This is a genomic window from Exiguobacterium sp. A1_3_1 (genome assembly GCF_048985645.1).
GTDB classification, from domain to species: Bacteria; Bacillota; Bacilli; order Exiguobacteriales; family Exiguobacteriaceae; genus Exiguobacterium_A; species Exiguobacterium_A indicum.
In genome coordinates, this window is sequence record NZ_WBYY01000245.1 from 1 (window position 1) to 3,590 (window position 3,590).

Below are 3,590 nucleotides of genomic sequence, written 5' to 3' on the forward strand. Positions count from 1 at the left end.
ATGCCATCGCAACATGCGGTTGCGGGACATCGTTCAGAACGGCAACGAATGCCGGGACACCGGGTGGCTGTTAATGAATCCAATCGTGGACATCGTCCACGATTTTTTTATTGTCCGCATACAGGAGACCTGTTCCGTTGACTCGAAATATTAAGAGAGTGAATGCTACTACGAACAGGGAGGGCTTCAGGATGAGAAAAGTATTGATCTTCGGGGGAACACGCTACTTTGGACGCCGGCTTGCGATTCGGTTAGCCGATTCGGGGGATGACGTGACAATCGTCACACGCGGCGAGCATACGCCACCGGTTGCGAAGGGCTTGACATTCTTTAAAGGAGACCGGACGTCAAGTAGTACGATGAAGGACTTAAGCCAACAGCACTGGGATGTCATCTATGACAATATCTGTTTCACACCGTATCAAGCAAAACTTGCGATCGACGCGTTTGAAGGAAAAGTCGGACGTTACGTGTTGACGTCGACGATGTCTGTCTATGAAGGCGGTGGTGCGAACATCACGGAGCGTGCCTATAATCCGTTTCCGGGGAAATATGACCTCGAGAAGGAACATGGATATGGCGAAGGGAAACGCCAAGCGGAGAGTTATTTCTTCCAACGGGCGACGTTCCCAGTCGTTGCGGTCCGTTTTCCGGTCGTCCTCGGACCAGATGATTATACGGAGCGACTCGTCTTTCATATCAAACGGGCGCTTGACGGGCGTCCGATCGTTGCCGAAAACACATACGCGAAGATGGGGTATATCTCAAGTTACGAAGCCGCTGCCTTTCTGGAGTGGTGTGGTCGCTCGGAACTGACCGGACCGATCAACGCTGCAAGTGACGGTGTCTTATCCATTCAAGACCTAGTGGATAAAATCGACCGCGTTGCGGGAACGACAAGTCAACTCGTCGCAAAAGGAGAGGATGAATCACCGCTTGCGCCAGAACGCGATTTCTATATGGATACGACAGCTGCGAAACAAGCCGGCTATCTGTTCCAACATGTCGATGACTGGCTCGATCGTTTGATTGAAGAGGAGGTGCGCAATCACCAATGATGCAGTTGATGAAACCAACTCTTGCGTGGGAGACAGAGTATCGCGCCTTTTTAGAAGACTGGCGAGAGTCGGGTGAAACGATCGTGCCGGAAGCAGTCGGAGACACATATGAACCACTGGGCGCTTATTTTGCGGAACTTAAGGAAATGGAGACAACGGTCAGATCGGGTCTTGTCACCCATTCGACGTACTGGATGGTCGACGGGCAACGAATCGTCGGTGCGCTGAACTTCCGGCATGATTTGACAGAGAACTTGAAGTTGTACGGCGGGCACATCGGATACGGCATCCGACCATCCGAGCGTCAGAAAGGATATGCGACGAGTGGTCTTCGACTTGCGCTTGAAGAAGCACGCCAGCGTGGACTCGATCAAGTACTACTGACGTGTGGCGTTGATAATCTAGCATCTCGCCGTGTCATCTTGGCGAACGGTGGACAAGAAATCGAGCCGACTGTTCGTAATGGGCGCGAGACACGTCGCTTTATCATCTTGTTATGAGAATCCGTGAAGCACATCTTGAAGATGCGTCAGCCATCGCTCGCGTTCATATCGACGCTTGGCGGGAGACGTATCAAGGTATCATCCCGGACACTTATTTAGCGCAGTTATCGTACGAAAAACGGACGAAACAATGGGAGCAGACGTTAGTCGATCAGCGCGTGTATGTTGCCGTGTCAGGAGAAGAAGTCGTTGGCTTCGCGCAAGGCGGACCGAATCGAAGTGATGCGCGTGAAGGGGAGCTTTATGCGATTTATGTCTTGCAAGCGTCTCAAGGGCAGGGACTCGGGAAAGCGTTGTTTCAACGCATCGCTGAGGACTTAGCGGAATATGAGACGATGCAGGTTTCTGTCTTGCGGGATAATCCTGCGTGCCAGTTTTACGAACGATTCGGTGGTCAGGTCTTCAAAGAATCGATGATTGAGCGTGGTGGAGTGGAACTCGTGCAACGGGTTTACCGGATGCCTATCCAACTAAGAACGAGATAGACTGATGAATACATTGCGAGAGCTACGAACAAATAAAGAACCTTCCAGAAGCTGATCTGGAAGGTTCTTTATTATTCATGATACGGGCGAAACCATATATTCTCGACTCCTACAGGAAAAGGAAGCATGTTATGTGCTTCCGTCAGGGATAGATAAGACCCGGAAAGCCGCACGGAGTGCGGGATACCGCGGCTTATCTCCCGCCTGAGGAAAGCGAGAATATTGGATCGGTCCGTAAAGATGGACTGTCAAGTGACTGATCAAGAATGATTCGTTACTTTTTCGAACAGACTCGTCGAGTGTTGCGGATGACGAGCAGATGGATCAACGAGAAGCTTCGCTTGGTTAACAGCGATCGGTGCTTCACCGAATCCCGTTGCGATCAGTTTGACGCGTCCTTCGTAAGTCGCGATATCACCACAAGCGAAGACGCCTGGAATCGCAGTCTCCATCTTCGAATTGACGCGAATCGAATTGCGTTCGAATTCGACTTCCCACTCTTTTAATGGTCCGAGTGACGAGACGAAGCCGAAGTTACAGACGACATCGTCCGCAGCGACGACGACGACTTCACCACTTTCAGCATGTTTGAACGTCAGCGTCTCGATGTGTGTCTCACCTGTGACCGATTCAAGTGTATACGGCGTCATGACGTTAACGGACGAATCGTGTAACAGTTCGACCGAATGTTCATGGGCACGGAACTTATCGCGACGGTGGACGAGCGTGACGGATTTTGCGATCGGCTCAAGCATCAATGACCAGTCAACTGCGGAGTCACCGCCACCCAGTAAGACGACTTGGCGATCCTTGAAACGTTCCATGTCGTTGACGAAATAGTGTAAGTTTGTTTCTTCGAAGCGTTCTGCATCTGCCACTCCGAGTGGACGCGCGGCGAACGAGCCGTTTCCTGCCGTCAAGATGACGGTCTTCGTATAATGCTCGCCTTTGTTCGTGACGAGGCGGATGATCCCATCATCCATTCGTTCATAAGCGATGACGGTCTCACCGAGTACATAGGTCGGATCGAATTCATTTGCTTGTTCAAGCAACCGATCGACCAGTTCCTGTGCTTTTACTTTCGGAAAACCGGCAATATCGTATATATATTTTTCAGGATAAAGCGTAGCGAGTTGACCACCTAATTGAGGTAGACTCTCGATGACCTTCGTCTTCATCTGGCGCATTCCTGAATAAAACGCGGTGAACAGTCCGACCGGACCGCCGCCGATGATCGTGACATCATATGGTTGGTGCATCTGATTCCCTCCTAGCGTTGGATAGGTCCATTATATAGGAAGTAGGGGGTGAAGGTGCAAGTACGGAACATCTCACATTTTTTTAAGGGAAATTACATTTTTCTTTTGCAATCATTCCTGAAAAGTGTTTCAATAAGCTTATAGACATGTGAACATTATTTGAACAAAATTTTTGAGCATTCGTCTGTAATTGAATGTGAAGAAAATCACAACAAAACTACGATTCGTAAGGAGTATCAGAACATGAACACACCTAACATTGTTATTCTTGGAGCGGGCTACGGT

4 protein-coding genes and 1 pseudogene are annotated in these 3,590 nt (G+C 49.9%); 4 read left to right on the plus strand and 1 reads right to left on the minus strand.

Annotated elements, in window-relative coordinates; genetic code table 11:
- The 4 genes and pseudogenes from F8N00_RS17045 to F8N00_RS17060 all read left to right on the plus strand — a co-directional run.
- Positions 1–74, plus strand: a pseudogene (locus F8N00_RS17045) (iron-sulfur cluster assembly accessory protein); the annotation flags it as partial.
- Between the two features lie 117 nt (positions 75–191).
- A complete protein-coding gene (locus tag F8N00_RS17050; RefSeq protein WP_035396393.1) occupies positions 192–1,058 on the plus strand; it encodes an NAD-dependent epimerase/dehydratase family protein in 867 nt (288 codons plus the stop codon).
- A complete protein-coding gene (locus F8N00_RS17055) occupies positions 1,055–1,558 on the plus strand; it encodes a GNAT family N-acetyltransferase (RefSeq protein ID WP_421018650.1) in 504 nt (167 codons plus the stop codon). The genes F8N00_RS17050 and F8N00_RS17055 overlap by 4 nt, the downstream gene beginning before the upstream one ends.
- Entirely contained in the window at positions 1,555–2,046 is a 492-nt protein-coding gene (locus F8N00_RS17060) for a GNAT family N-acetyltransferase (RefSeq protein ID WP_347355299.1), read from the plus strand. Before F8N00_RS17055 ends, F8N00_RS17060 begins: the two co-directional genes overlap by 4 nt.
- Positions 2,047–2,306: 260 nt before the next feature.
- Here F8N00_RS17060 and F8N00_RS17065 read toward each other — a convergent pair whose 3' ends face one another.
- The gene (locus F8N00_RS17065; RefSeq protein ID WP_023469135.1) at positions 2,307–3,305 is read right to left on the minus strand and encodes an NAD(P)/FAD-dependent oxidoreductase; all 999 of its coding nucleotides are present in this window, start codon (positions 3,303–3,305) and stop codon (positions 2,307–2,309) included.
- Between the last annotated feature and the right edge of the window lie 285 nt (positions 3,306–3,590).

Coding starts and splice junctions, on each gene's coding strand:
- F8N00_RS17050 (WP_035396393.1), top strand. CDS start 192: ATGAGAAAAGTATTGATCTTCGGGGGAACACGCTACTTTGGACGCCGG.
- F8N00_RS17055 (WP_421018650.1), top strand. CDS start 1,055: ATGATGCAGTTGATGAAACCAACTCTTGCGTGGGAGACAGAGTATCGC.
- F8N00_RS17060 (WP_347355299.1), top strand. CDS start 1,555: ATGAGAATCCGTGAAGCACATCTTGAAGATGCGTCAGCCATCGCTCGC.
- F8N00_RS17065 (WP_023469135.1), bottom strand. CDS start 3,305: ATGCACCAACCATATGATGTCACGATCATCGGCGGCGGTCCGGTCGGA.